This is a genomic window from Streptomyces sp. NPDC085932, assembly GCF_044540525.1.
In the GTDB taxonomy this organism is placed as follows: domain Bacteria; phylum Actinomycetota; class Actinomycetes; order Streptomycetales; family Streptomycetaceae; genus Streptomyces; species Streptomyces levis.
In genome coordinates this window covers 477,236-501,485 of sequence record NZ_JBITSJ010000005.1, presented here as the reverse complement: position 1 = coordinate 501,485, position 24,250 = coordinate 477,236, and the positions used below count along the sequence as shown (strand labels likewise).

The window sequence follows — 24,250 nt, the reverse complement described above, 5'->3', positions numbered from 1 at the left end:
CACGTCCGTGATCCGCGCGCACGTCCGTGATCCGCGCGCACGTCCTTAATCCGTTGTCGCGCCGGAGCGCCGGGGCTACCGTGCGGTCAGCGAGAGATCCCGGAGGAGCTGAGCATGGTCGGTCGTCCGGGCGCGCGTTGACGTCGTGGGCCGTCCCGGCCCGTCATCGCGTGCCGCCCTTGGTCCGTGGCACAGCGAGTCATTCCCCGCCCCATCCGTCGGTGCGTCCTGTCGTGCCCCGGACGGCGGGCTCGTCCTCGGCAACCCAAGGGGTTCCTGTGCCGTCCGATTCCCCCGCCGGCTCCCCCGGCTCCACTGGCTCCACTGGCTCCACTGGCTCCGATGCTTCCGCTGTATCCGCGGGATCCACTGCTCCCGCCGTCCCCGATGTCTCGTCCGGCCTGTGGCGGGACGCCGACTTCCGCAGGCTCTGGACCGGTCAGACCGTCTCCCAGCTGGGCGAGCACGCGTGTCTGGTGGTGCTGCCGCTGATCGCCGTCCTGACCCTCCACGTCGACGCGGGGCGGCTGGGCGTCCTGCGCGCGGTGGGGCAGGCGCCGGTCCTGTTGCTCTCGCTGTTCGTCGGCGCGTGGGTGGACCGGTGGCGGACCCGCACGGTGATGGTGGTGGCGGACGCCGGCCGGGCCGTGGCGCTGGGTGCGGTCGCCCTGGCCGGCCTCCTCGGCGGTCCCGGACTGGCCGCCCTGCTCATGGTCGCCTTCGCCGTCGGGACCCTGTCCGTGTTCTTCGACGTGGCGTACCAGACGTCGCTGGTACGGCTGGTGAGACGCGATCAGCTGCTGCGGGGCAACAGCGCGCTGGAGGGCAGCCGGTCCGTGGCCCAGATCGGCGGCCCGGCCCTGGGCGGGGCGCTGGTGTCCCTGCTGTCGGCGCCGGTCGCCGCCGCGTCGGGCGCGCTGTTCTTCGTGCTGTCGTTCCTGTCGATCCGGCGGATCCGCCGCGGCGAACCGGTCCCCGGGCGGGCGGGGCGTCCGCCGCGGATGCGGCGGCGGATCATGGCGGGCGTGCGCTTCGTCGTCCGCGACCGGTCCCTGCGGGCGGTGGGTCTCGCCTCGGCCGCCTTCCAGTTCTCCTTCGCGGCCACGATGACCGTCTATCTGCTCTTCCTGCCGCGGGAGCTGCACCTGTCGGGCACCGCCGTGGGACTGGCGCTCGCCGCGACGGGGCCGGGCGCGCTCCTGGGCTCGCTGCTCGCCGCCCGGCTGCCGCGCCGGTGCGGTCACGGCGTGGTGCTCGTGTCGGCGGCGGCACTCGGCGACGGCGTGATGCTGTGCCTGCCCGGGCTGCACGGCCCCGCCGCCGTGACCGTTCCCGCGCTCGTGGCGGTCAACTTCCTGTTCGGCGCCTGCGGTCAGCTGGTCAACGTCACCACCATGTCCGTGCGGCAGGCCGTCACCCCCGACGGGTTGCAGGGCCGGGTGGCGGCGACGATCACCTGCGCCGGCATGGGCACGGCGCCGCTCGGCTCCCTGCTGGGCGGCCTGCTCGCCGAGCGGTGGGGGCTGCGCACCGGCCTCCTGGTGACGGCCGCCGGGATGCTGCTGTCCCCGGCGCTGATGGCGCTCTCCCCGCTCGCCCGCCTGGGGCGGACGCTGCCGGCGCCACGGGACGCACACGCGAGGGGTGACTCCGCCTGAAGGGTGCGTGGGTGGCCGTGAGGCGGCCGGCGGCATGAGCCCCGCCGGCCGCGGCGGTCGGCTCAGACCGCGGCCTGCCCACCGCTGCCCGCCAGGACCTCGGGGCGCAGCAGGGCCGCCAGGGTCTCGGCGGGGAGCAGTCCCTTCTCCAGCACGAGTTCGGCCACGCCCCGGCCCGTCGCCAGTGCCTCCTTGGCGATGTCGGTCGCGGCGGTGTAGCCGATGTGCGGGTTGAGGGCGGTGACCAGGCCGATGGAGTTCTCGACCGTGGCGCGCAGGGCCTCGGTGTTGGCGGTGATGCCCCACACGCAGCGCTCGGCGAGCGTCAGGCAGGCGGCGCGCAGGTGTGTGATCGACTCCGACAGGGAGTGCAGAATGATCGGCTCGAACGCGTTGAGCTGGAGCTGTCCGGCCTCCGCGGCCATGGTGATGGTGACGTCGTTGCCGATCACCTCGAAGGCGACCTGGTTGACGACCTCGGGGATCACCGGGTTGACCTTGCCCGGCATGATCGACGAACCGGCCTGCACCGGCGGCAGGTTGATCTCACCGAGGCCCGCACGCGGCCCCGACGACAGCAGCCGCAGGTCGTTGCAGCTCTTGGAGAGCTTGACGGCGATGCGCTTGAGCACACCGGACATCTGCACGAACGCGCCGCAGTCCTGGGTCGCCTCGACCAGGTTGGCCGCGGTCACCAGGGGCAGGCCGGTGAGGTCCGCGAGGTGGCGGCGGGCCGACTCGGCGTATCCGGCGGGGGCGTTGAGGCCGGTGCCGATGGCCGTCGCGCCGAGGTTGATCTCATGGATGAGTTCGACGGCCTCGGCGAGCCGGGAGCGGTCCTCGTCCAGCATGACGGCGTACGCGGAGAACTCCTGGCCGAGCGTCATCGGCACCGCGTCCTGCAGCTGGGTGCGGCCCATCTTGAGCACGTCACGGAACTCGACGGCCTTGTGGGCGAACGCGTCCTGCAGCACGGACATCGCGTCGAGCAGCCCGCGCACCGCGAACACCGTCGCGATCTTGACCGCGGTGGGATAGACGTCGTTGGTGGACTGGCCGAGGTTGACGTCCTCGTTCGGATGCAGGTACCGGTACTCGCCCTTGGCGTGGCCCAGCAGTTCCAGCGCCCGGTTGGCCACGACCTCGTTGGCGTTCATGTTGGTGGAGGTGCCGGCGCCGCCCTGGACGACGTCGACCACGAACTGGTCGTGCAGCTTGCCCGCGCGGATCTCCCGGCAGGCCGCGACGATCGCGGCGGCCTTCTTCGGCGCGAGCAGCCCGAGTTCCTCGTTGGCGAGGGCCGCGGCCTCCTTCACGGCGGCCAGGGCGTCGACGAGGTGCGGGTAGGCGGAGATCGGCGTCCCGGTGATGGGGAAGTTCTCCGTGGCCCGCAGGGTGTGCACACCCCAGTAGGCGTCGGCGGGAACGTCACGGTCACCGAGCAGGTCGTGCTCGGAGCGGGTGGCGGTGGTCATCAGGGGGCCTTTTCTGGAACTGAGAGGGGAGAGCGCCCCGTCAGGGGCGCGGGGAACTGCGCGAGCGACCACGGAGAGTCCGCAGCCGCCGGACGGCGAGATCCGGCACGCGCTCAAGTACGGGCGGTGGCCCCGGCAAGCGGCTCCAGCGCCCGCACGGGCCGCACCCGCCCGACCTCCCGGCCACCGCCCAGCAGCGGCTCGCCCTGGAACCGGGTGAGCAGCTCCGGATCGACACCCGCCCGGGCCAGCGCGGCGGCGGTCACCGGCACACGCGCCCGGTTCGCACCGTCCGCGATCTTCACCGCGACGGCCCGCCCGTCGGCCTGCGCGGCGACCTGCACGCCCTCGAATCCGTCCTTGGACAGCAGCCCCGGCACGGCCCGCATCAGCGCGGCCACGTCCCGGCCGGAGCCGGAGGCCATCTCCGGGTGCTCGCGCATGGCGTCGGCCACCCGGGCCTCGGGAGTGCCCGGCGCGGCCGAGACGATCCGGGCGGTCGCCCGGGCCAGGCCGTGCAGGGAGACGGCGAACAGGGGCGCGCCGCAGCCGTCGACGGTGACCCGGGCGATCCGCTGCCCCGTGAGGTCCTCGACGATCTCGGCGATGGCCTGCTGGAGCGGGTGGTCCGGGTCGAGGTAGTCCTCCAGCGGCCAGCCGTTGAGGGCGCAGGTGTAGAGCATGGCCGCGTGCTTGCCGGAGCAGTTCTGGGCGAGCCGGGAGGGCGCCCGGCCCTCGCGGACCCAGGCGTCCCGGACGGCCGGGTCGAACGGCATGTCGGGGACGTTGCGCAGGTGCTCCTCGGTGAGGCCGGCGAGTTCGAGGATGCGCCGGGCGCCGGCGAGGTGGCGTTCCTCGCCGGAGTGGCTGGCCGCGGCCAGCGACAGCAGCTCGCCGTGGAGCGGGAGTCCGGCCCGGGCCATGGCCACGGCCTGGACGGGCTTGAGCGCGGAGCGGGGGTAGAAGGCGGCCTCGATGTCTCCGATCTGGAGCTGGACCTCCCCGTCGGCGCCGAGGACGACGACGGAGCCGTAGTGCGTGCCTTCGACGATTCCGCCGCGTATGAGGTGGGCGACGGGGGCGTGGACGGGTTCACGGACCAGGGGTGCGGCCGCGAGGGAACTGCTGTGCATCACTGCCTGCTTCTCTGGGAGGGGCGCGTGGTTCACGCGTCGGCTCCGGTGGTGGTTGTGCGCGCGATACGGCCGCGGATGGCGAACCATCCCGCGACCAGGGCTGCGACGATCAGCGGCAGGCACAGCACGGTGGTGCGTCCCGCGCCGCCGTCGGCGTACATGAGGACCAGGACGGAGGCGAGGAACGCCAGCGTCACGATCTCGGTCCAGGGGGAGCCCGGCAGTCGGTATGCCGGGCGGGTCAGCTCGCCCTGCTGGGTCTTCTGCCAGAAGAGGAGGTGACAGACCATGATCATGCCCCAGGTGGCGAGGATGCCGATCGCGGCGAAGTTCAGCACGATCTCGAACGCCTCGGCGGGCACGACGAAGTTGAGGCCGACGCCCAGCACGCAGATGCCGCTGGTGAGCAGGATGCCGCCGTAGGGGACCTGGCTGCGGCTCATCACGGAGGTGAAGCGGGGCGCGGATCCGGCCATGGCCATGGAGCGCAGGATGCGGCCGGTGGAGTAGAGGCCGGAGTTGAGCGAGGACATCGCGGCGGTGAGGACGACGAGGTTCATCACGCCGCCGGCGGCGGGGACGCCGATGTTGGACAGCACCGTCACGAAGGGGCTCTCCCCGGCCGTGTACTTGTTCCAGGGCAGCAGCATCGACAGCAGGACGACCGAGCCGACGTAGAACAGGCCGACGCGCCACATGATCGAGTTGATCGCCTTGGGCATGATCTTCTCGGGATTCTCGGTCTCGCCGGCCGCGACGCCGACCAGCTCCACGGAGGCGTAGGCGAAGACGACACCCTGGATGATCAGCAGCATGGGCAGCAGGCCGTGCGGGAAGACGCCGCCGTTGTCGCCGATCAGGGACGGGCCGGGGCTGTGGCCGTCGACGGGGTGCTGGGTGACCAGCAGGAAGATGCCGATGCACATGAAGACGACGAGCGCGCCGACCTTGACGATCGCGAACCAGAACTCCAGCTCGCCGAAGATCTTCACCGAGATCAGGTTCACGGTGAGGACGACCGCCAGGGCGATCAGGGCGATCACCCACTGCGGGACGTCGGAGAACATGCCCCAGTAGTGGGTGTAGGTGGCCACGGCGGTGATGTCGGCGATGCCGGTGGTCGCCCAGTTCAGGAAGTACATCCAGCCGGCGGTGTAGGCGCCCTTCTCCCCCATGAACTCACGGGCGTACGACACGAAGGCGCCGGAGGACGGCCGGTAGAGCACGAGTTCGCCGAGGGCGCGGACGACGAGGAAGGCGAAGAGGCCGCAGACCGCGTAGGCGATGAAGAGGGAGGGCCCGGCGTCGGCGAGGCGTCCGCCCGCGCCGAGGAAGAGACCGGTGCCGATGGCGCCGCCGATGGCGATCATGTTGACGTGCCGGGACTTCAGGGACTTGCTGTAGCCCGCGTCTCCGGCGTCGACATGGCCGGAACGTTTCTGCACTCCGTCGTGCAGGGACTGCTCGCTCACGCCTCGGGTCCGCCTTCCGTGGGGTTTTCCGTGCCGGTGTCCGTGGGGGTGTCCGTGCGCGGGGAGCGCACGATGTCGGTGAGGGTCGTCTCGACGCGGTCGAGGTGGTGGGCCATGGCCTCCACCGCGTCGTTCTCGGAACCGTCGATCAGCGCCTCGACGATCGCCCGGTGCTCGCGGTTGGACTGCTCGCGGCGGCCGCCGAGCTCGTTGAGGAAGGCCGACTGACGGGCCAGGGCGTCCCGGATCTCCTCGATGACCCGGCGGAAGACCGGGTTCTGGGCGGCTTCGGCCACCGCGAGGTGGAACAGCGTGTCCATGGCGACCCAGGCCGTGGTGTCGGTCTCCCGCTCCATCCGGTCCAGCAGGTGGGCCAGGTGGTCGAGGTTCTCCGGGGTGCGACGCAGGGCCGCGTACCCGGCGACCGGGATCTCCACGTGGCGGCGGACCTCCAGCAGGTCGCTGGCCGCGTAGTCGCCGAAGGTGGGGTCTTCGACGGTGCTGGCGACGACGAAGGTGCCCTTGCCGGTCCGGGACACCGTCAGGCCCATGGTCTGCAGCGCGCGCAACGCCTCGCGCAGCACGGGCCGGGAGACCTCCAGGGTGCGGCAGAGCTCCGCCTCGGAGGGGAGCTTGTCGCCGATGGCGTACTCGCCCCGTTCGATGGCTCCGCGCAGGTACGCCAGTACCGCTTCCATGGCACTGACGCGCCGCACGGGCTGTCCGGCTGTCCGGCTGTCTGACAGGTTCACGGGAGAGATACTCCGGCCGGCGGCTCACGCTGTCAAGGGGCGCCTCCGAGGGGCGCGGGGAACCGCGCGACGAGCCACGACGGCGCCGCAGACGGACGACGCCGCCTCTCCCCAGACACTCAGCCGTGCAGCACTCCCGCCCCGAGCAGCCCGAACAGCAGCACACCCACCACGACCCGGTAGATGACGAACGCGTTGAACGAGTGCTTGGCGACGAACCTCAACAGCCACGCGATGGAGGCGTACGCCACGACGAAGGAGACGACCGTGCCGGCGGCGAGTGGCGCCGCGCCCACCCCGGTGCCCAGGGCGTCCTTGAGCTCGTACAGGCCGGCACCGGTGAGCGCGGGGATGCCGAGGAAGAAGGAGAGCCGGGTGGCGGCGACGCGGTCCAGGTCGAGGATCAGGGCCGTCGACATGGTGGCGCCGGAGCGGGAGAAGCCCGGGAAGAGCAGGGCGAGGATCTGCGAGCTGCCGACCAGCATGGCGTCCGTGAAGGAGGTGTCGTCCTCGCCGCGCTTGTGCCGGCCCATCTGATCCGCCGCCCACATCACGCCACTGCCCACGATCAGCGAGCCGGCCACCACCCACAGCGAGGCGAGCGGGCCCTCGATGAGCGGCGCGGCGGCGAGTCCCACGGCGACGATCGGGACGGTGGCGCAGATGACCCACCAGGCGAACCGGTAGTCGTGCCGGTGGCGCTCCTCGGGGTGGCGCAGCCCGCGCCCCCAGGCCGAGACGATCCGCACGATGTCCCGGAGGAAGTAGACGAGCACCGCGGCGATCGCGCCGACCTGGACGACGGCCGAGAACCCGACCACGGCACGGTCGTCCACGGGGATGCCCATGAGCCCTTCGGCGATCTTCAGATGGCCGGTGGAGGAGACGGGCAGGAACTCGGTCACCCCCTCGACGGCTCCGAGGACGACGGCCTGACCGACGGAGATGACGCTCATGGGATCCAGTTCTGCTCGGGAGGGCGGGGAGCGGAGGAGCCAGTCGTACTACACGCGGGCGAGAACGGATCTCATCCGCGCGTGCGCGCGCACCCGGCGAACGCCCTCTTCACCGGCCCTTCCCGCCGCGGCGCGGTGCCGGCCGGGGCGTCACCACCCGAGGGGTTCACACCCACTCCTTACCCGTCAGCCGTCCCGGAGCTCGGGTCTCCTACCAGCCTTTCTCGAACATCCGGGCGACCTCGGCGATCCGCATGTCGTCGCGGTGGTAGCACACGCGACCGCCGGACCGGCTGCTGCGCAGCATGCCGGTGGCCTCCAGCAGCCGCAGGTGGGTGGCGGCGACCGGGCGCGGCAGCGCGAAGCGCTCGGCGACGGCGTCCGCGGTGACCCCGCCCGCGGCGGGACCGGGTTCCCTCAGCCAGGCCAGGATGTGCAGCCTCGTCTCGTCCGTGGGAGTCCTCAGCATGGCGTGCCCCTGCCTCGCGGCGTCGTCCTCTGCACCGCGTCTTCCCACTGTCCCGCACTCGATGCGGCCGTGTCCGGGACTCGGCAGGCTTGACCGATACACGCCGCCCGCACCGAACTGCCGTACAGCGCAATGCAGTTCGGCGCGGGCAGGGAGAGGGTGGCGGGCCCGGCGGAACGGCCCGTGCCCCTCCCCCGCCGGTTCAGCGGTGACGGAACCAGGACATCGACGTGAGCGCCCGGTCGTCGTAGCCGAACAGGGCCTGGTTCTCCCAGGCGTTGCCGGAGGACGGGTCCGTCGGGTCCCAGCCGTTGCCCGAGACCGCGGTCCAGGTGGCCTCCCAGTGGAAGACGCCGAGGCCACGTCCGTTCGGCACGGCCTCCACGATGCTCGCCACGTCGTTCATCCACCGGGTCTGGCCCGCCACGCTCGCCGGATAGCCCGGGACCAGCTCGTCGGCGGTGTCGATGATGTTCTCGTGGGCGTCGTCGCTGTCCAGGCGGAACGGGTAGGCCGTCTCGGCGACGAACACCGGCTTGCCGTAGCGGGTGGCCGCGTCGTCCAGGGTCGTCTGGAAGTCGGCCAGGGTGCCGTGCCAGTAGCCGTAGTACGACAGGCCGATCGCGTCGAACCGCACGCCGTGGGAGCGCGCGCTGTCGAACCACCAGCGGGTGCCCTCCAGGTCACCGCCCTCGGCGAGGTGCAGGGCCACGGTGGTGGCGGAGTCGACCGCCTTGACGGCGTCGTAGCCGGAGTCGAGCAGACCGGCGAGCTGCGTCCAGTTCGCGGTGGACCCCTCGTTCCACAGCATGCCGCCGTTGATCTCGTTGCCGACCTGGACCATGTCGGCGGTGGTGCCCTGCGCCTTCAACGCGCTCAGCACGTCGTACGTGTGGCGGTACACATCCGTCCTCAGTTGACCGTACGAGTGGCCCGCCCAGGCCGCGGGCTTGTCCTGACGGCCCGGGTCGGCCCAGAAGTCGGAGTAGTGGAAGTCGACCAGCAGCTTCATGCCCTGGGCCTTGACGCGCTTGGCCGTGGCGAGGACGCGGGCCTTGTCGTTGAAGCCGTCGGCCGGGTCGACCCACACCTTGAGGCGGGCGTAGTTCATGCCGTTCGACTTCAGGAGGGACAGGGCGTCGCCGGCGGTGCCGGAGGCGTTGCGGTAGACGCCGCCCCTGGCCTCGCTCTTGGCCAGGGAGGAGATGTCGGCACCCTTGATCGACGTGCCGGACGTGCCCGGCGCGAACGTCAGGTCGTCCACATTGATCCAGTTGCCCGCGTTCGCGTCACTGTTGACGCTGATCGTGCACTGGTTGCTCGTCACCTTGACCGGCACGACGATGCGGATCCACCCGCCGGCCGAGACCGGCAGGTCGGTGCGCTGCTCGGCGCCTCCGCAGTTCTTCAGCGCGATGTAGGCCGACTTCTGCCCGCCGCCCGAACGCACCCAGGCGGTGAGTTTGTAGGAGCCGTTGGTCAGCCCGGACAGGTACTGGTACGTCTCGACCTTGTAGGCGCCGGCGGCCCAGTGGCTCAGGCGGTGACTGCCACCGTGGCCGCCGGCCTCGGTGAACGAGGCGCCGGTGTCGCCGTACTCGGACCAGCCGGCCGGTGCGGCCGCGCCCGCGCCGTCGGCTTCGAAGCCGCCGTTGGCCAGGGTGCTCGCGGCCTGGGCGGAGGTGGCGGGCAGGGAGGTGAGGGCGAGCCCGGCGGTGAGCGGCAGCAGCAGGGCTCTCAGGGTGCGTCTGGGATGGAGCATCGTCGTCCGTCGTCCCTTCGACGTGGGGGTCGGTCAGTGCCTCCCGCCCGCGGCCGGGCCGGGAGAGCCCCTCCGCCCGCGGCTCGTGGCACGCGCGGGCGGAGGGGAGTCGGTTCAGCCGTCGAGCCGGACCACCCGGACGGCACCGGCCGGGACCACGAGGCGGCCCGCGGCGCGTTCACCGGTGAGCAGTTCGGTGCCCGGCGCCTCCAGCGGCACCTTGGCGTCCGCGCCGGTGTGGTTGACGGCGAACAGGAAGGTGCCGGACCCGCCGGTGCGGCGGACCACTTCGACGTCCCGGGGCAGGTCGGCGCGCGGGGCGATCCGGGCGTCCTCGCAGGCCATGCCGAGCAGCGTGTCCAGGCCGTCGGCGCCGAGCCGGGTGGAGACGTACCAGGCGGTGCCCTCGCCGAGGCGGTGCAGGGTGACGGCGGGCAGACCCGCGGCCGGCCCGTCGGCGTAGGTCAGGACCGTGTCGGCGCCGCGGGGCACCACGAACTCGGTCCACACGTCGGCGTCCGGTCCGGTCCCGTCGGGGCCGGTGACCCGTACGCGTTGGCCGGGCAGCAGCGGGGAGAACTCCTCGATCGTCAGGCCGAGGACGTCCCGCAGGGGGCCCGGGTAGGCGCCCTCGTGGACGGCGTCGTGTTCGTCCACGATGCCGGAGAAGTACGAGACGACCAGCGTACCGCCGCCCTCCACGTAGGTGGTCAGGTTGCGTCCGGCCGCCTCGGTCATGAGGTACAGGGCCGGAACGACGACAAGGGGATACCTCGACAAGTCGGCTTCCGGGTGGGCGAAGTCGACGGTGAGGTGCCGGTCGTAGAGGACCTCGTAGAAGGCGTCGGCGCGTTCGCGGGCGTCGTGGTCGACGCTGGGGCGCCAGTCGAGGGTCTGCGCCCACCAGGAGTGCCAGTCCCACAGCACGGCCACGTCGGCCTCGGTGCGCGTACCGCGGATGTCGCCCAAGGCGTCGACGAAGGAGCCGAGTTCGACGACCTCGCGCCACACGCGGGTGTCGGTGCCGCCGTGCGGGACCATCGCCGAGTGGAACTTCTCGGCGCCCCGCCGGGACTGGCGCCACTGGAAGAACATGGCGCCCTCGGAACCGCGTGCCACGTGGGCGAGGGAGTTGCGGGCCATCTGCCCGGGGGCCTTGGCGGGGTTGCGGGGCTGCCAGTTGACGCCCGAGGTGGAGTGCTCCAGCAGCAGCCAGGGGGCACCGCCCGCGACGGAGCGGGTGAGGTCGGCGGCCATCGCGAGGTTGACGTGGGTGCGGCGGCCGTCGGTGATCAGGTAGTGGTCGTTGGTGACGAGGTCGACCTCGCGGCCCCAGGCCCAGTAGTCGACGGAGTCGCACTGGCTCAGGGCCGTCATGAAGTTGGTGGTGACCGGGACGCCCGGGGAGAGCCGGTGCAGGATGTCCCGCTCCGCCACGAAGTTCTCGCGCATGGTGGCGTCGGCGAACCGCTTGTAGTCCAGCGCCTGGGCCGGGTTGACGACCGCCGGGGTGAGCCGGGGCGGGTTGATCTGCTCGAAGCCGGTGTAGCGCTGGCCCCAGAAGGCCGTGCCCCAGGCCTCGTTGACCGCGTCGACCGTGCCGTACCCGGCCGCCAGCCAGCGGCGGAAGTGGGCGGCACAGGAGTCGCAGTAGCAGGCCGAGACGGGGACGCCGTACTCGTTGTGGACGTGCCACAGCGCCAGGGCGGGGTGGTTCCCGTACCGCTCGGCGAGCGCGGTGGTGATGCTCGCGGCGGCGGCGCGGTAGTCGGCGTTGCTGTGGCAGATGGCCGCGCGGGAGCCGAACTCGTAGCGCGCGCCCTCGGCGGTGACGGGCAGCGCCTCGGGGTGGGCCCGGTAGAACCACACGGGCGGGACGACCGTGGGGGTGCCGAGGTCGACGCGGATGCCGTGCTCGTGGAGCAGGTCCAGGAGCCGGTCGAGCCAGCCGAAGTCGTAGGTGCCGGGTGAGGGTTCCAGCAGGGCCCAGGAGAAGATCCCGACGCTCACCATGGTGACGCCGGCCTCGCGCATCAGCCGGACGTCCTCCTGCCAGACGCTTTCCGGCCACTGCTCGGGGTTGTAGTCCCCGCCGAAGGCGAGCCTGGCGAGGCCCCTGGGGGTGGTGTCCGGCATGGATGGTCTCCCATTTGATCGATCAGTTGGGAACGTGCACACACAGCAGTGCGGTGCGGAGGCCCACATAACCGCACAGCATCAACCATTGACAAGTGTCCCGGATGTTTCTCTACTGTGAACGCTCACAGAAGCTGGGCAGGTTCTCGCGACAGGCGAGGGCCCCGGGTCAGGGGAGAGATCCATGCCGTACACGACGCGCCGCCGCCTCGTGACATCCGCCGTCGCCCTCGCGCTCGGCACCACCGCCCTCGCCGCCTGCGGCACGGACTCCGGGGACGGCGGGACCGCGTCGGGGCCGGTCTCGCTGACGTACTGGACCTGGACGCCGGGCATGGACAAGGTCGTGGACCTGTGGAACGAGGGGCCGGGCAGAAAGGACCGGATCACCGTCACGGTGAAGAAGCAGGCCTCCGGTGACACCCTGGTCACCAAGATCCTCACCGCGCACAAGGCCGGCAAGGCGCCCGACCTGGTGCAGGCCGAGTACCAGGCGCTGCCCACGCTCGTCAGCAACGACGCGCTGGCGGACATCTCCGACAGTGTGGACGGGGCGAAGGAGAGCTTCGCCGACGGCGTCTGGCAGCAGACGACTTTGGGCACGGACGCGGTCTACGCGGTCCCGCAGGACATCGGGCCGATGATGTTCTACTACCGCGAGGACCTGTTCGAGAAGTACGGCCTGAGCGTGCCGGCGACCTGGGACGAGTTCGCCGAGACGGCCCGCAAGCTCAAGAAGGCGGCCCCCGACAAGGACCTCACCACCTTCTCCGCCAACGACTCCGGCCTCTTCGCGGGCCTGGCCCAGCAGGCGGGCGCGAAGTGGTGGACGACCTCCGGCGACCGGTGGAAGGTCGCGATCGACGACCCGGCGACGCGGAAGGTCGCGAAGTTCTGGGGCGGCCTCGTCGAGGAGGGCGCCATCGACAACCAGCCGATGTACACCCCGTCCTGGAACAAGGCGCTCAACACCGGCAAGCAGATCGCCTGGGTCAGCGCGGTCTGGGCGCCGGGCACCCTCACCACCGCCGCCCCCGACACCCAGGGCAAGTGGGCCATGGCCCCCCTCCCCCAGTGGTCGGCCGGTGAGAACCGCACCGGCAGCTGGGGCGGTTCCTCCACCGCCGTCACCACGGACTCCGAACACCAGCGGGCCGCCGCGAAGTTCGCCACCTGGCTGAACACCGACCGGGCCGCCCTGAACGCGCTGGCCAAGGAGAGCGGCATCTACCCGGCCGCCACCGGCGCCCAGACCAGCGGCGCCTTCCTCAAGCCGCCGGCCTACTTCTCGAACCAGGCCGACTTCTACACCAAGGCCGCCGACATCGCCGAGACCACGGCGCCCTCCGCCTGGGGGCCGAACGTGAACGTCGCCTACACCAGCTTCAAGGACGCGTTCGGCGCCGCCGCCAGGAACAAGTCGGACTTCGGCGCCGCGCTGGCCACGATGCAGGCCGACACCGTCGCCGACCTGAAGAAGCAGGGCTTCGAGGTCGCAGAGTGAACAGCACGCCACGCCGGCGGCCGTACGGGGGCAAGGGGGCCCCGTACGCCTTCCTCCTCCCCGCGACGGTCCTGTTCGCGCTGTTCTTCGCCCTGCCGATCGGCTACGCGCTCTGGCTCAGCTTCCGCAAGGTGAAGGTCTCCGGCCTCGGCCTGGGCTCCGGCGCCCGCACCGAGGTCTGGGCCGGACTGCAGAACTACACCGACGCCCTCTCCGACAGCGAACTGCTCGACGGCACCCTGCGCGTGCTGGGCTACGGCTGCATCGTCGTCCCGGTGATGCTGGGGCTGGCCCTGCTCTTCGCACTGATGCTCGACTCGGAGAGAGTGCGGCTCGCGCCCTTCACCCGGCTCGCCATCTTCCTGCCGTACGCCGTCCCGGGCGTGGTGGCGGCGCTGCTGTGGGGCTTCCTGTACCTGCCCGACGTCAGCCCCTTCCACTTCGTGCTCGACCGGCTGGGGCTGCCGCAGCCGGACCTGCTGGACGGGGGGCCGCTGTACCTGGCCCTGTCGAACATCGCGGTGTGGGGCGGCACCGGCTTCAACATGATCGTCATCTACACCTCGCTGCGCGCGATCCCCGCGGAGGTGTACGAGGCGGCCAGGCTGGACGGCGCCACCCCGCTGCAGACCGCCCTGCGCATCAAGATCCCGATGGTGGCCCCGTCGCTGGTGCTGACCTTCTTCTTCTCGATCATCGCCACGCTCCAGGTGTACAACGAGCCCACCACCCTCAAGCCGCTCACCAACTCCGTGTCCACGACGTGGAGTCCGCTGATGAAGGTGTACCGGGACGCCTTCGGCGACGGTGACATCCACGGCGCCGCGGCGCAGGCCGTGATCATCGCCTGCGTCACCCTGCTGCTGTCCTTCGGTTTCCTGCGGGCCGCGAACCGTCGTCAGAAGCAGGAGGCAGCCCGATGAGCTCCCTCGCCGTCCCCCAGGCCGAGCCGGTGGCGGGCAGCACGCCCGGTACGGACCGGGCCCGCCCGCCGCTGCGCCGCCGGATCGCCCTGGTCCCCACGATCACGCTGTTGCTGGGTGCCCTCTACTGCCTGCTGCCCGTGGCCTGGGTGGTCGTCGCGGCGACCAAGTCCGGCCGTGAGCTGTTCTCCACGTTCACGTTCCTGCCCGGCACGGGCTTCGCGGACAACGTCCGGGACCTCGATGCCTATCGCGACGGCGTGTACTGGCAGTGGATGGGCAACTCCGCCCTGTACGCCGGCCTCGGCGCCCTGCTGTCGACGTGCGTCTCGGCGGTCAGCGGCTACGCGCTGGCGGTCTACCGCTTCCGCGGCCGCGAGACGCTCTTCAACGTGCTGCTCGCGGGCGTGCTGATGCCACCGGTGATCCTCACCGTCCCGCAGTACCTGCTGCTGGCGCAGGCGGACCTCACGGACTCGTACCTGTCGGTCCTGCTGCCGCAGGTCCTCTCGCCGTACGGCGTCTACCTGGCACGGATCTACGCCGCTGCGGCGGTGCCGGCCGACGTGGTGGAGGCCGGGCGGATCGACGGGGCGGGCGAGTGGCGGATCTTCACCCGGGTCGCGCTGCCGATGATGGTCCCCGGCATGGTGACGGTGTTCCTCTTCCAGTTCGTGGCGATCTGGAACAACTTCCTGCTGCCGTACATCATGCTCAGCGACGACGAGAAGTTCCCGATCACGCTGGGACTGTTCACGTTGCTGGAGCAGGGCGCCAACTCCCCGGCGCTGTACACGCTGGTGATCACGGGCGCGTTCCTGGCGGTGCTGCCGCTGGTCGCCCTCTTCCTGGTCGTCCAGCGGTTCTGGAGCCTGGATCTGCTCTCCGGAGCCGTAAAGTCGTGACCATGAACGCTGCGGGGGGCAGGCGCAGGCCGCCCACGATCCACGACGTGGCGCGCGAGGCGGGGGTCTCGCGCGGCACCGTCTCACGTGTGCTCAACGGCGGCCACTACGTCAGCCCCGCCGCGCAGGAGGCGGTCAACGCGGCCATCCGCAGGACGGGTTACGTCGTCAACCGGCACGCCCGCTCGCTGATCACCGGCCGGTCGGACTCGGTCGGCTTCCTGCTCACCGAGCCGCAGGAGCGGTTCTTCGAGGATCCGAACTTCAACGTCCTGCTGCGCGGCTGCACCCAGGCGCTGGCCGCGCACGACATCCCGCTGCTGCTGATGCTGGCGGGCACCGAGGACGAACGGCGGCGCATCACCCGGTACATCACCGCCGGGCACGTCGACGGGGTGCTGCTGGTCTCCAGCCACTCCGGCGATCCGGTCGCCGAGGAGCTGCGCGGGGCGGGGGTGCCGCTGGTCGCGTGCGGGAAGCCGATCGGGCTGGGCTCGAAGGTGAGTTACGTGGCCGCCGACGACCGGGACGGCGCTCGGGACATGGTGCGTCACCTGCTGTCGCTCGGCCGGCGCCGGGTGGGCATGGTGACCGGCCCGCCGGACACGCCCGGCGGTGTCGAGCGCCTCGCCGGGTACCGGGAGGTGCTCGCCGAGGCGGGGCTGGAGTTCGACGAGGGGCTCGTGGTCTCCGGCGACTACAGCCGGGCCAGCGGCGAGTCGGGTGCCGAGCGGCTGCTGGCGCAGGCTCCGGACATGGACGCGGTGTTCGTCGCCTCGGACCTCATGGCGCAGGGCGTGCTCGCGGCGCTGCAGCGGGCGGGGCGGCGGGTGCCGCAGGACGTCGCGGTGGGCGGCTTCGACGACTCCCCCGCCGCGCTCGCCTCCAGCCCGGAGCTGACCACCATCAGGCAGCCGTGGGACCGGATCAGCGCCGAGATGGTCCGGGTGCTGCTGGCGCAGATCGGGGGCGAGGATCCGGCGGCGGTGATCCTGCCGACGGAGCTGGTGAAGCGGGAATCGACTTAGGTCCTGTCGTTCGGATCGGATCAGGTCGCAGGGTGGTGACGGTGCTGCTGATCCGCACGACAGACCCTGGTCTCCCGGGGCCGGGCGCACCGCCCTGCTGCATGCATGCTCATGGAACCTCGCGCCGGTGTTACCGTTCCCATATGGCAGCGAAAACGGCTGGTGCGCGGCTCGAGGAGCGGTGGCGGGACATCCTGTCGGCGCACGCGCGCACGATGTGCGAGATCGACCGGGCCCTGCATCCGCACGGTCTGGGCGCCTCCGACTTCGAGGTCCTCGACATGCTGGTGACGGCCGGGCCCGAGGAGGGCGACCAGTGCCGTGTGCAGAACCTGGTGGGCCGGGTGCACCTCAGCCAGAGCGCGCTGTCGCGGCTGATCGCCCGGCTGGAGAAGGACGGGCTGGTGACGCGGTCGGTGTGCGAGGAGGACCGGCGCGGTGTCTGGGTCGCCCTCACCGCCAAGGGCCGTGACCTGCACGCCGAGGTGCTGCCCCTGCAGCGGGCCGCGCTGGCCCGGACCCTGGGCGAGTAGTCGCCCGGAGCCCGGACCGGGCGGGTCGTCCTACGGGCGTGCCAGCAGGGTGCGGACTCCCTCCGAGGTGAGGGTGAGCCGGTGCTCGGAGCTGCCGTCGATGGTGAGCGACAGGTCGTCGGCCGGCCACTGCGCGGCGAGGGCGCCGAGGGGCACCAGACGGTAGCGGGAGACGAACGGCAGCAGCCCGGCCATCTCCACCTCCGAGGTGAACACGGGCACCACCGGTTCGCCGCCCGGCTGCTCCAGCACGGGCAGCGCCACCGCCGAGGGGTTGGCGGCGTCGCCGTCGTTGGCGTCGTCGGGCACGGGGATGAGCACGTCGCTGTTGGCGAGCGCGTCCAGAGCCGCCGCGTCCTCCGTGTTCTCGGCGAGGACGTCCAGAGCCCGCTGGGCGGGCGTGGGCGTGGGGTCGTTTGCGGGTGTCTCCATGGCAGATTCCCTGGTAGCGGCGGTAGTGCGGCCCACCCGGGCATGATCCGCCCCGGGTGCGGTCCTGGTCGCGTACCCGAACGGACCCGGGGCAACCCTCGTGGCTCCCGGAGGTTCTCCGGAGGGTTCGGGGACCACCCGTGGAGCACGGCGAGCAGCCCTCGCACCCGTGTGCCGTCCGGCAGCGTCCAGGAACCGGTGAGGTGGCCCGTCACTTCGGCGCCGGGGGCGGGTGCGCCGTCCGGGGCGGGCTCCACGACCCGGTGAGGCGCAGCACCGGGCCGTGCGGACAGGTCAGCAGGATGCCGTCGTGATCGTCCGTGGCGGCGGAGTCGGCCCGCCGCCGCTGCGTCGGCGGGGCTCAGCCGCTTCCCTCCGCGGTGGCGCGCCGCCAGGCCGATTCCCGCAGCAGCCGCAGGCCGTTCAGGCCGACGAGGACCGTGGAGCCCTCGTGGCCCGCGACGCCCAGCGGCAGCGGCAGGTCGCCGGCCAGGTCCCACACCACGAGGCCCGTGATGAACACCCCGGCGATGACCAGGTTCTGCACGACCAGCCTGCGGGCGCGGCGGGAGAGGGCGACGGTGGCGGGCACCGCGGCGAGTTCGTCACGCACGATCACGGCGTCGGCGGTCTCCAGGGCGAGGTCGGAGCCGGCCCGGCCCATGGCGATCCCGGTGTGGGCGGCGGCCAGGGCGGGCGCGTCGTTGACGCCGTCCCCGACGACCAGCACCTTGCGGCCCGCGTCCGTCATCTCCTGGACGGCGGCCAGCTTGTCCTGCGGCAGCAGCCCGGCGCGCACCTCCGCGACACCGGCCTCGGCGGCCAGGCGCGCGGCGGCCCGCTCGTTGTCGCCGGTGAGCAGTACGGGGGCCGCCCCGGTGAGCCGGGCGAGAGAGGCGACCGTCCCGGCCGCGTCCGGGCGCAGCCGGTCGGCGATGCCGAGCAGCCCGGCGGGCACACCGTCGACGACGACCAGGACGGCGGTACGGCCCGACGCCTCCAGTTCGGCGGCCGGGCCCGGGGTGCCGTCGGCCAGCCGGGCCGGGGCGCCCACCGCGACGGTCCGGCCGGCGACGACGGCGCTCACGCCGACGCCGGGCGCGGACGTGAAGTCCGCCGCCTCGGGCAGGGTGAGGCCACGCTCGCGGGCGGCGTCCACGACGGCCCGGGCCAGCGGATGTTCGCTCGGCCGCTCGGCCGCCGCCGCGAGGGTCAGCACCTCGTCCTCGGACAGGCCCGGCCCCGGCAGGGGCCGGACGTCGGTGACGCGCGGGGTGCCCTCGGTCAGCGTGCCGGTCTTGTCCAGCGCGACCGCGTCCACCTGGCCGATCCGCTCCATCACCACGGCCGACTTGACCAGCACCCCGTGCCGGCCGGCGTTGGCGATGGCGGACAGCAGGGGCGGCATGGTGGCCAGCACGACCGCGCACGGCGACGCCACGATCATGAAGGTCATGGCGCGCAGCAGCGCGTCGGTGAGCTGCGCGCCGAAGGCGAGCGGCACCAGGAAGACGGCCAGGGTGGCGGCCACCATGCCCAGCGAGTAGCGCTGTTCGACCTTCTCGATGAACAACTGGGTGGGCGCCTTGGTCTCGGACGCCTCCTGCACCATGCGCACGATCCGGGCGATCACCGAGTCGGACGCGTCGCGTTCGACCCGGACGCGCAGGGCGCCGGTGCCGTTGAGGGTGCCCGCGAAGACCTCGTCGCCGCGCGTCTTCGGCACGGGGAGCGGTTCGCCGGTGATGGTGGCCTGGTCGGCCTCGCTCGTCCCGTCCAGGACCAGGCCGTCGGCACCGACCCGCTCCCCGGGGCGCACCAGGACGGTGTCGCCGACCGCCAGTTCCTCGACGGGCACGGTCTGCTCGCTGCCGTCGGGGGCCAGCCGGGTGGCGGTGGCGGGGGCCAGGTCGAGCAGGCCGCGCACGGAGTCGGCGGTACGGGCGGTGGCCAGGGCCTCCAGCGCGCCGGAGGTGGCGAAGATGACGATGAGCAGCGCGCCGTCCATCACCTGCCCGATCGCGGCCGCGCCCAGGGCGGCGACGACCATCAGCAGGTCGACGTCGAGGGTGCGTTCGCGCAGCGCCTTCAGCCCTTCCCAGCCCGGCTCCCAGCCGCCCGTGACGTACGCCAGCGCGTACAGCGGGCCCCAGGTCCAGGCGGGGGCGCCGGTCAGTTGCAGGGGCAGCGCGAGCAGGAAGGAGACGGTGGCCGCGGTGGCCCAGCGCGCCTCGGGGAGCGCGAGTACCCGGGTGCGGCGCCGCGGCACGGCTCCGGCGCGGGCGGGTTCGGCCCGGTGGACCGGCTGCGGCGTGAGGGTGGAGGTCATCGGGGGTCCTTCTGGCGGGGGCGCGTCGGCGCCCCTCACCATACAGGAACACATGAAGACTCATTCATACCTTCATGTGGCGTCGCGTGCGGTGGCCTTGCGCGTCACCGCACCGGTACGGCCACGTACTGGTACTCCAGGAACTCCTCGATCCCGGCCCGGCCGCCCTCCCGGCCCAGTCCGGACTGCTTGACGCCCCCGAAGGGCGCGGCCGGGTCGGAGACGAGGCCGGTGTTGAGGCCCACCATGCCGACCTCCAGGCCCTCGCTGACGCGCAGTCCGCGGTCCAGGCCCTGGGTGAAGACGTAACCGACCAGGCCCCAGGGCGTGTCGTTGGCCCGGCCCAGGACCTCGTCCTCGTCGTCGAAGGTGAGGATCGCGGCGACGGGGCCGAAGATCTCGGTCTCCAGCAGCCGGCTTCCGGGGGCGACGTCGGCGAGGACGGTGGGCGGGTAGAAGCAGCCCGGGCCGCCGGGCGTCCGGCCGCCGGTGAGGACGCGGGCGCCGCGCTCCACCGCGTCGGCGACGAGCTCCTCGACCTTGGCACGGCCGGCCGCGTCGATGAGGGGCCCGACGTCGACGCCGTCGCGCGTCCCGGGGCCCACCTCCAGCGCGGCCATCCGTGCGGCGAGCCGCCGGCCGAACGCGCCGGCCACGGACCGGTGGACGAAGAAGCGGTTCGCGGCGGTGCAGGCCTCGCCCATGTTGCGCATCTTGGCGACCATCGCGCCGTCCACGGCCGCGTCGAGGTCGGCGTCCTCGAAGACGATGAACGGGGCGTTGCCGCCGAGCTCCATCGACGTGCGGACGACGGTCCCGGCGCACTGCGCGAGGAGCAGGCGTCCGACGGCCGTGGAGCCGGTGAAGGACAGTTTGCGGATGCGGCCGCCGCGCAGCAGCGGTTCACAGACCGCCTGGGCACGGGAGGTGGGGACGACGTTCAGCACGCCGTCGGGCAGACCCGCCTCGTGCAGGATCCCGGCGAGGGCGAGGGCGGACAACGGGGTCTGCGGGGCCGGCTTGAGGATCGTCGTGCAGCCCGCCGCGACCGCCGGGCCGATCTTGCGGGTCGCCATGGCCAGTGGGAAGTTCCACGGGGTGATCAGCAGGCTGGGGCCGACGGAGCGGCGGGAGAGGAGCATGCGGGTACGGCCGTCGGGCAGCAGGCCCAGGCCGCCGTCGATCCGGACGGCCTCCTCGGAGAACCAGCGGAGGAACTCGGCCGCGTAGGCCGCCTCTCCCCTGGCCTCGGCGAGCGGCTTGCCCATCTCCGACGTCATCAGGCGCGCGAGTTCGTCGGTCCGCTCCAGGATGAGCTCGTAGGCGCGGCGCAGGATCTCGCTGCGGGCGCGGGGTGCGGTGCGGGCCCAGCCCGGCTGGGCCGACACGGCGGCCTCCTCGGCGAGCCGGGCGTCCTCGGGGCCCGCGTCGGCGACGTGGGCGATGACCTCGCCGGTGGCGGGGTCGTCGACGGGCAGGGTGGCACCGTGGGCGGCGTCCGCCCAGGCACCACCGATGAACAACTGCCGGCGCACCTCGGTCATGGTGTCCCTCCTGGTCGATGGCGGCGGGAGGCGGAGCGGGGGCGGGAGGCGGAGCCGGGGGCCGGACCGGGCGGGCGTCCCGGCGCGCCTCGGGTCACGCCGTGCCGGACGCGACGGCTTTCACCCAGGCCCGCAGGCCCTCGTCCACGGCGGCCTCGTCGATCACGAGCGCCGGGATCATACGGACGACCTGGTTCCAGGCGCCGCACAGCAGCAGGAGCAACCCCTCGTCCACGGCGGCGCGCTGCACCCGGGCGGCGGTGCCGGGGTCGGGGTCGCCGTCCTCGGTGACGAACTCCGTGGCGAGCATCAGGCCGAGGCCGCGGACGTCTCCGATGCCCGGGGTCCGGTCGGCCACGGCCGTCAGGCCCCGGCGCAGCCGCTCCCCCATCGCCTCGGCGTTGGCGACGAGCTTCTCGTCCCGTACGACGTCCAGGGTCGCGCACGCGGCGGCGCAGGCCACGGCGTTGGCCCCGTACGTGCCGCCCTGCGAACCGGGCCATGCCTTCGCCATCAGTTCCCCGGGAGCGGCGATGCCGGACAGCGGGAAGCCGCTGGCCAGGCCCTTGGCGGTGACGAGGATGTCCGGCGTGACGCCGAAGTGGTCGTGGCCCCAGAAGCGGCCCGTGCGGCCGACACCCGTCTGCACCTCGTCGAGGATCAGCAGGAAGCCGTGCCGGTCCGCCCGCTCCCGCAGCCCCTCCATGAAGGCCCGGCCGGCGGGCACATAGCCGCCCTCGCCCAGCACCGGCTCGACGATGACCGCGGCCGTGTCGGCGGGCGACGAGATCGTCTGCAGGGTGTGGTCGAGCTCCTTCAGCGCGAAGCGGGTCGCCGTCTCCTCGTCCCAGCCGTAGCGGAAGGCCGTCGGGAACGGGGTGACGACCACGCCGCTCATCAGCGGCGAGAAGCCGGACCGGAAGCGGATGCCGGAGGTCGTCATGGAGGCGGCGGCGACCGTACGGCCGTGGAAACCGCCGTGGCAGACCAGGACGTTGGGCCGGCCGGTGGCCTGGCGGGCCAGTCGCAGCGCCGCCTCGACGGCCTCGCTGCCGGAGTTGGTGAAGAACAGGCTGTCCAGTGCGGCCGGGAGCACCTCGCCGAGTTTGTCGACGAGCCTGCGCAGCGGCCGGTGCAGGACGGTCGTGTACTGACCGTGGATCAGCGTGCCCGCCTGCTCCTGCGCCGCGGCGACGACCCTGGGGTGGCAGTGCCCGGTGCTGGTGACGCCGATGCCGGCGGTGAAGTCGAGGTAGCGGCGGCCGTCCTCGTCGTAGAGGTGGACGCCCTCGCCCCTTGCCGCCATGACGGGCGTGGCCTGACGGAGGTGCGGCGACAGTGCGGTCATGTGGACTCCCGGCGTACGTCGAGGTCTGGTCGCCCGGACCGGCTCGGGTGCCGGATCGGCTCCGGTGACCGAGCATCCGGGCCGTCGCGGGCGGCGGCAACGCCCCGACCGTCCGATCGCGGTGCGCGGTCCGGACGATGTGTCAGGTTCGGGACCTGCGGCTGCCGTCCGTCCCGCGTCCGCATCCCCGACCGCGCCTCGCACGGGCGGCAGTTGCGCCCGCCGGAAGCCGCTTGTCAGAGTGGCCGGGACCCAGGGAGGCACCGTGAACGAACACGCGCCGACGGCCGGTCGCGCGCCCACCGTCGCCGACGTCCTCGCCCTGCCCGTCCTGGCCGCCGGACAGCCCCGGGTCGTCACCGGACCGGACCGGCTGGACCGGCCGGTGCGCTGGGTGCACATCACCGAACTGACCGACCCGGCCTCGTTCCTCAAGGGCGGCGAGCTGGTACTGACCACGGGCATGCCCCTGCCGGACGACACCACCGGTGTCCGCCGCTACGTCGACGAACTGACCGAGGTGGGCGCGGCCGCCCTGGTCATCGAACTCGTACGGCGCTACCACCGCCCGCCCGACGCGCTCGTGCAGGCCTGCCGCGCCCGGGGCCTGCCGCTGGTCACCCTCGCCCGGGACGTCAACTTCCTGGAGGTCACCCAGGTCGTCCACGCCCTGCTCCTCGGCAGCCAGGCCGACGCGATGCGCCGGACCCAGCGGATCCACGAGGCGTTCACGGCGCTGACGCTGCGCGGCGCCGGAGCGGAGGACGTGGTGCGGGCGGCCGCTGAGATGAGCGGGCGGACGGTGGTCCTGGAGAACCTGATGCACCAGGCGCTGGTCTGCGAGCCCTCGGGAAGCACCCTGCAGGAGGCGCTCACCGGATGGGAACAGCGCTCCCGGGCCGGCGGGGCCGACGACCGCACCGCGACGGGCCGGCCGGCGGGCTGGCTCACCGCGCCCGTCTCCTACCAGGGCGAACGCTGGGGCCGGCTGGTCATGCTCCCCGGTGACGGGCCGGCCTTCGCACCGGAGCACGTCACGGTCCTGGAGCGGACGGCGATGGCCCTGACCGTGGCCCGCCTCATCCACGCCACGCCCTGGGAACACACGGCCCACCGTGGCGCCCTGCGGGACCTGGCGGAACAGCGCCACACCTCCCCCGAGGACGCCCGCGCCCGCTGCGCCGCGCTGGGCCTGCCCACCGAGGACGGTGTCTTCCTGGCCGTCCTCGTGGACCCGGGGCCCGGCGGCGCGGGCACCGAGCCGGAGACACGACTGCACCGGGAACTGCGCTCGGCGGGCGTCGAGGCGCTCGTCGGGGAGCTCGCGCCCGGCCGGCTCGGCATCCTGCTGGCCCTGCGCCCCGCCCTCCCCTGGCGCCCGGTGGCCGACCGCGTGGCCCGCAGCGCGCTGAAGCTGCTCCCCGGCGCGACGGTGGGCGTCGGTTCCCCGGTGGCGGACCTCGCCGACTCGGCCCGCTCCTTCCGGGAGGCGGCGCGCGTCCTGGAGGCCACACCGCCCGGCCAGCCCCTCCCCGCGGACCGTTCCTTCCACGCGCTGCCGGACGTCGGACTGCGCCGCCTGCTGTACGCCCTGCGCGAGGACCCCCGCGTCCAGGGCTACGCGGAACGCCGCCTGGGCCGGCTCCTCGACCACGACATGCGGCACGGCACCGACCTGGTGACCACCCTGGGCCACTACCTCGACGCCGCCGGCAACAAGACCGCGGCGGCCCGTCGGGGCGGCCTGTCCAGGGAGACCCTGTACCAGCGCCTGCGCACCGTCGAGCGCATGCTGGGAACCGGTCTGGAGTCCGGCGGGACGCGCACCGAACTCCACGTGGCGCTCATGGCGTTGCGAAGCCGGGACGCCGACTGACCTGACGCCCGG

The 24,250-nt window shown here is 72.6% G+C and carries 19 protein-coding genes; 7 read left to right on the top strand and 12 right to left on the bottom strand.

What is annotated here, in order from left to right; translation table 11 throughout:
- Nucleotides 1-401 precede the first annotated feature (401 nt).
- On the top strand, nt 402-1,658 hold the full coding sequence (locus tag ACIGAQ_RS26290; protein ID WP_399787160.1) for an MFS transporter: 1,257 nt from the start codon (nt 402-404) through the stop codon (nt 1,656-1,658).
- 62 nt (nt 1,659-1,720) lie between these two features.
- On the opposite strand, the gene aspA is transcribed toward ACIGAQ_RS26290, so the two are convergent.
- The 8 genes from aspA to ACIGAQ_RS26250 form a co-directional block, all read right to left on the bottom strand.
- On the bottom strand, nt 1,721-3,133 hold the full coding sequence (gene aspA / locus ACIGAQ_RS26285) for an aspartate ammonia-lyase (protein ID WP_399786765.1): 1,413 nt from the start codon (nt 3,131-3,133) through the stop codon (nt 1,721-1,723).
- A gap of 113 nt (nt 3,134-3,246) precedes the next feature.
- On the bottom strand, nt 3,247-4,266 hold the full coding sequence (locus ACIGAQ_RS26280; RefSeq protein WP_399786763.1) for an asparaginase: 1,020 nt from the start codon (nt 4,264-4,266) through the stop codon (nt 3,247-3,249).
- Nucleotides 4,267-4,298: 32 nt separating this feature from the next.
- Nucleotides 4,299-5,741, bottom strand: a complete 1,443-nt coding sequence (locus ACIGAQ_RS26275) for an amino acid permease (protein WP_399786760.1) — start codon at nt 5,739-5,741, stop codon at nt 4,299-4,301.
- Nucleotides 5,738-6,439: a FadR/GntR family transcriptional regulator gene (locus ACIGAQ_RS26270; protein WP_311679289.1), complete on the bottom strand. Its 702-nt coding sequence runs from the start codon at nt 6,437-6,439 to the stop codon at nt 5,738-5,740. The genes ACIGAQ_RS26275 and ACIGAQ_RS26270 overlap by 4 nt, the downstream gene beginning before the upstream one ends.
- Before the next feature lie 173 nt (nt 6,440-6,612).
- The gene (locus ACIGAQ_RS26265; protein WP_399786757.1) at nt 6,613-7,449 is read right to left on the bottom strand and encodes an undecaprenyl-diphosphate phosphatase; all 837 of its coding nucleotides are present in this window, start codon (nt 7,447-7,449) and stop codon (nt 6,613-6,615) included.
- A gap of 211 nt (nt 7,450-7,660) precedes the next feature.
- The gene (locus tag ACIGAQ_RS26260; protein ID WP_311679154.1) at nt 7,661-7,918 is read right to left on the bottom strand and encodes a winged helix-turn-helix domain-containing protein; all 258 of its coding nucleotides are present in this window, start codon (nt 7,916-7,918) and stop codon (nt 7,661-7,663) included.
- Nucleotides 7,919-8,120: 202 nt separating this feature from the next.
- Nucleotides 8,121-9,680, bottom strand: a complete 1,560-nt coding sequence (locus ACIGAQ_RS26255; RefSeq protein ID WP_399786754.1) for an arabinogalactan endo-beta-1,4-galactanase — start codon at nt 9,678-9,680, stop codon at nt 8,121-8,123.
- A 114-nt stretch (nt 9,681-9,794) separates the two neighbouring features.
- Nucleotides 9,795-11,816 carry a beta-galactosidase gene (locus tag ACIGAQ_RS26250; RefSeq protein ID WP_399786751.1) on the bottom strand — a complete coding sequence of 674 codons (2,022 nt, stop codon included), beginning with the start codon at nt 11,814-11,816 and terminating at the stop codon, nt 9,795-9,797.
- 184 nt (nt 11,817-12,000) lie between these two features.
- On the opposite strand from ACIGAQ_RS26250, the gene ACIGAQ_RS26245 reads away from it, so the two are divergent.
- The 5 genes from ACIGAQ_RS26245 (at nt 12,001) to ACIGAQ_RS26225 (ending at nt 16,709) form a co-directional block, all read left to right on the top strand.
- Entirely contained in the window at nt 12,001-13,320 is a 1,320-nt protein-coding gene (locus tag ACIGAQ_RS26245) for an ABC transporter substrate-binding protein (RefSeq protein WP_399786748.1), read from the top strand.
- On the top strand, nt 13,317-14,243 hold the full coding sequence (locus ACIGAQ_RS26240) for a sugar ABC transporter permease (protein WP_362281442.1): 927 nt from the start codon (nt 13,317-13,319) through the stop codon (nt 14,241-14,243). The genes ACIGAQ_RS26245 and ACIGAQ_RS26240 overlap by 4 nt, the downstream gene beginning before the upstream one ends.
- A complete protein-coding gene (locus ACIGAQ_RS26235; RefSeq protein WP_399786745.1) occupies nt 14,240-15,148 on the top strand; it encodes a carbohydrate ABC transporter permease in 909 nt (302 codons plus the stop codon). Before ACIGAQ_RS26240 ends, ACIGAQ_RS26235 begins: the two co-directional genes overlap by 4 nt.
- Nucleotides 15,145-16,176: a LacI family DNA-binding transcriptional regulator gene (locus ACIGAQ_RS26230; RefSeq protein WP_311679161.1), complete on the top strand. Its 1,032-nt coding sequence runs from the start codon at nt 15,145-15,147 to the stop codon at nt 16,174-16,176. Before ACIGAQ_RS26235 ends, ACIGAQ_RS26230 begins: the two co-directional genes overlap by 4 nt.
- A 143-nt stretch (nt 16,177-16,319) precedes the next feature.
- Nucleotides 16,320-16,709 carry a MarR family transcriptional regulator gene (locus ACIGAQ_RS26225; protein WP_311679163.1) on the top strand — a complete coding sequence of 130 codons (390 nt, stop codon included), beginning with the start codon at nt 16,320-16,322 and terminating at the stop codon, nt 16,707-16,709.
- Nucleotides 16,710-16,739: 30 nt separating this feature from the next.
- Here the strand turns inward: ACIGAQ_RS26225 and ACIGAQ_RS26220 are convergent, their stop codons facing one another.
- The 4 genes from ACIGAQ_RS26220 to ACIGAQ_RS26205 all read right to left on the bottom strand — a co-directional run bounded on the left by ACIGAQ_RS26220 (nt 16,740) and on the right by ACIGAQ_RS26205 (nt 22,362).
- Nucleotides 16,740-17,141: an SseB family protein gene (locus tag ACIGAQ_RS26220; RefSeq protein ID WP_311679165.1), complete on the bottom strand. Its 402-nt coding sequence runs from the start codon at nt 17,139-17,141 to the stop codon at nt 16,740-16,742.
- A 361-nt stretch (nt 17,142-17,502) separates the two neighbouring features.
- Nucleotides 17,503-19,470, bottom strand: coding sequence for a heavy metal translocating P-type ATPase (locus tag ACIGAQ_RS26215; RefSeq protein ID WP_399786741.1), 1,968 nt, complete (start codon nt 19,468-19,470; stop codon nt 17,503-17,505).
- A gap of 104 nt (nt 19,471-19,574) precedes the next feature.
- Complete coding sequence (locus tag ACIGAQ_RS26210; protein ID WP_399786738.1) at nt 19,575-21,014, bottom strand: NAD-dependent succinate-semialdehyde dehydrogenase; 1,440 nt, start codon at nt 21,012-21,014, stop codon at nt 19,575-19,577.
- A 94-nt stretch (nt 21,015-21,108) separates the two neighbouring features.
- Nucleotides 21,109-22,362, bottom strand: a complete 1,254-nt coding sequence (locus tag ACIGAQ_RS26205; RefSeq protein ID WP_399786735.1) for an aspartate aminotransferase family protein — start codon at nt 22,360-22,362, stop codon at nt 21,109-21,111.
- A 265-nt stretch (nt 22,363-22,627) separates the two neighbouring features.
- Here ACIGAQ_RS26205 and ACIGAQ_RS26200 point away from each other — a divergent pair, with 265 nt between their 5' ends.
- On the top strand, nt 22,628-24,238 hold the full coding sequence (locus ACIGAQ_RS26200; protein ID WP_399786732.1) for a PucR family transcriptional regulator: 1,611 nt from the start codon (nt 22,628-22,630) through the stop codon (nt 24,236-24,238).
- The last annotated feature ends 12 nt before the right edge of the window (nt 24,239-24,250 follow it).

What these genes read in the sequence shown, in the direction of transcription:
- aspA (WP_399786765.1), bottom strand. Translation starts at nt 3,133, where the DNA reads ATGACCACCGCCACCCGCTCCGAGCACGACCTGCTCGGTGACCGTGAC.
- ACIGAQ_RS26280 (WP_399786763.1), bottom strand. Translation starts at nt 4,266, where the DNA reads ATGCACAGCAGTTCCCTCGCGGCCGCACCCCTGGTCCGTGAACCCGTC.
- ACIGAQ_RS26270 (WP_311679289.1), bottom strand. Translation starts at nt 6,439, where the DNA reads ATGGAAGCGGTACTGGCGTACCTGCGCGGAGCCATCGAACGGGGCGAG.
- ACIGAQ_RS26265 (WP_399786757.1), bottom strand. Translation starts at nt 7,449, where the DNA reads ATGAGCGTCATCTCCGTCGGTCAGGCCGTCGTCCTCGGAGCCGTCGAG.
- ACIGAQ_RS26260 (WP_311679154.1), bottom strand. Translation starts at nt 7,918, where the DNA reads ATGCTGAGGACTCCCACGGACGAGACGAGGCTGCACATCCTGGCCTGG.
- ACIGAQ_RS26255 (WP_399786754.1), bottom strand. Translation starts at nt 9,680, where the DNA reads ATGCTCCATCCCAGACGCACCCTGAGAGCCCTGCTGCTGCCGCTCACC.
- ACIGAQ_RS26250 (WP_399786751.1), bottom strand. Translation starts at nt 11,816, where the DNA reads ATGCCGGACACCACCCCCAGGGGCCTCGCCAGGCTCGCCTTCGGCGGG.
- ACIGAQ_RS26245 (WP_399786748.1), top strand. Translation starts at nt 12,001, where the DNA reads ATGCCGTACACGACGCGCCGCCGCCTCGTGACATCCGCCGTCGCCCTC.
- ACIGAQ_RS26235 (WP_399786745.1), top strand. Translation starts at nt 14,240, where the DNA reads ATGAGCTCCCTCGCCGTCCCCCAGGCCGAGCCGGTGGCGGGCAGCACG.
- ACIGAQ_RS26225 (WP_311679163.1), top strand. Translation starts at nt 16,320, where the DNA reads ATGGCAGCGAAAACGGCTGGTGCGCGGCTCGAGGAGCGGTGGCGGGAC.
- ACIGAQ_RS26220 (WP_311679165.1), bottom strand. Translation starts at nt 17,141, where the DNA reads ATGGAGACACCCGCAAACGACCCCACGCCCACGCCCGCCCAGCGGGCT.
- ACIGAQ_RS26215 (WP_399786741.1), bottom strand. Translation starts at nt 19,470, where the DNA reads ATGACCTCCACCCTCACGCCGCAGCCGGTCCACCGGGCCGAACCCGCC.
- ACIGAQ_RS26210 (WP_399786738.1), bottom strand. Translation starts at nt 21,014, where the DNA reads ATGACCGAGGTGCGCCGGCAGTTGTTCATCGGTGGTGCCTGGGCGGAC.
- ACIGAQ_RS26205 (WP_399786735.1), bottom strand. Translation starts at nt 22,362, where the DNA reads ATGACCGCACTGTCGCCGCACCTCCGTCAGGCCACGCCCGTCATGGCG.